This is a genomic window from Pseudomonas sp. 21LCFQ010, assembly GCF_024129905.1.
In the GTDB taxonomy this organism is placed as follows: domain Bacteria; phylum Pseudomonadota; class Gammaproteobacteria; order Pseudomonadales; family Pseudomonadaceae; genus Aquipseudomonas.
Window position 1 is genome coordinate 1 of sequence record NZ_JAMYDZ010000064.1, and the last position, 1244, is coordinate 1244.

Here is a 1244-nt window from a genome sequence, read left to right on the forward strand (position 1 = left end):
GTGGGAGCCAACTGTCTTTCATCATCCCCCGATGAATGGGCATTTTATAATGCCATCGCGGATAGATTCCGCGATGGCGGGCAAAGCCCGCCCCCCATTCAAACCACGTGATCACGCCATGGTGTTCCGTCGCGCACCATGGCGTTCAGACGTATCAGCAGCACCCGCATGCAGGCCACCAGGGCCACCTTCGCGCACTTGCCTTTGGCACGCAGCCTCGCATAGCGCTCCTTGAAATCGGCGTTGTAGCGCACCATCACCAGCGCACACATGTAGGTCGCACGGCGCAGTTTCGTCCGCCCACCGTAGATCTGCCGCTTGCCGGCCTTGCTACCGCTGTCGTTGTTATACGGTGCCACACCGGCCAACGCTGCGATTTGTCCACGACTCAGATCACCCAGCTCTGGCAGGTAGCAGAACAGGCTGGCGATTGTCACTGGGCCTACGCCCTTTACGGCATGCAGCCGCTGCAGCAGTTCTGAGTCGACCTTGCGCGCTTGTGCATCGACAAGTTGATCTACCGCTTTGATCTGCACTTTGAGGCTGGCTTCCAACGCAAGGTAGATGTCCACCACGCTGGGCACTATGGTCTGTTTGATACGGCGCCGGTTGTCGTCACGTTGTTGAAGCAGATTGTTGCGCAAGTTGACCAGCTCAAGCAGGACTTCGCGCTCCTCGTCAGGCTTTGCGAAGCCCTTTGCCTCCAGGCTGGAGGCGAACATGGCCAGCATTTGCGCGTCGATTGGATCGGTCTTGGCACGCTTGCCCATGGCCAGAGCGAACTGACGTGAACGAACAGGGTTAATACGCTGGATCTTGAACCCGGCATTAGCCAGAAGCTTTACCGCCAGTTTCTCGTAACCACCGGTGGCTTCAACAAGAACTCGTTCAACCTGATGGGCGCTGAGGTACTCAGCGATGCTGGCGAGACCTTCTTCAGTATTAGGCACACACAGCTCATCGGCTTTGGGAAACAGCGCAACCTGCAGCGTGGCCTTGGAAACATCAATACCGGCATAGGCGGACATGAGTAAAACCTCTAGGATAAAGAGTGAGAGGCGCTTTGGCCTGACTCACGCTTGTTGTTCGAGGTCGGACTCAGTCAACTGTTCGAGCTTTGAGCCAAAGCGGGAAGAGTGGATGGCAGCTTGGCTCCCACACGTGCTCTAGGCACCGCGATTTGTCAGCTTGCCATCCACCCCTCTCACCCCAGACTTTACCTTGATCAAAGACACAAGCGAGCT

At 56.9% G+C, this 1244-nt stretch carries 1 protein-coding gene; it reads right to left on the reverse strand.

What is annotated here, in order from left to right; translation table 11 throughout:
- Positions 1-98: 98 nt before the first annotated feature.
- Positions 99-1028, reverse strand: a complete 930-nt coding sequence (locus NJC38_RS28980) for a transposase (RefSeq protein ID WP_253118190.1) — start codon at positions 1026-1028, stop codon at positions 99-101.
- Positions 1029-1244 lie beyond the last annotated feature (216 nt).

Excerpts from the sequence above, each read along its gene's own strand:
- NJC38_RS28980 (WP_253118190.1), bottom strand. The coding sequence starts at position 1,028 with ATGTCCGCCTATGCCGGTATTGATGTTTCCAAGGCCACGCTGCAGGTT.